The following is a 327-nucleotide window of genomic DNA, read 5'->3' on the forward strand; positions in this document are numbered from 1 at the left end:
ATCGGCTCCTGGAAAAACTTCGTCTGCTCCCGCTCTTCGCCCAGCCGCCGGCCTGGGCAGCCATGTAGCCAGTAGCGGAAAGGCCTGTCCTTCCGCATCAAGAAGTTATGCTGCCACTCAAGGGAAGTCAGGCTAGGTATTATGGCTTTCATTATGGTAGACAGTTTAACTGCATTACCGATTCGTGAAGAGCAGAGAGAAGAGTTAGAAGAAATCGTCCGCAAGAGGAATGCGAAAGCCGGGTTGGTGATGAGAGCACGGATAATTCTGATGGCTGCCGATGGGGTTTCCAGCGCGGCGATTTCCCGGCGGCTCCAGTGCAACGCG

Annotated in this window: 1 pseudogene; it reads left to right on the top strand. The window is 54.7% G+C overall.

The window, feature by feature from the left end:
• Positions 1–141 precede the first annotated feature (141 nt).
• Positions 142–327, top strand: a pseudogene (locus A37A_RS21650) (hypothetical protein); the annotation flags it as partial.

It is taken from the genome of Verrucomicrobium sp. 3C (assembly GCF_000379365.1).
Lineage (GTDB): Bacteria > Verrucomicrobiota > Verrucomicrobiia > Methylacidiphilales > Methylacidiphilaceae > Methylacidimicrobium.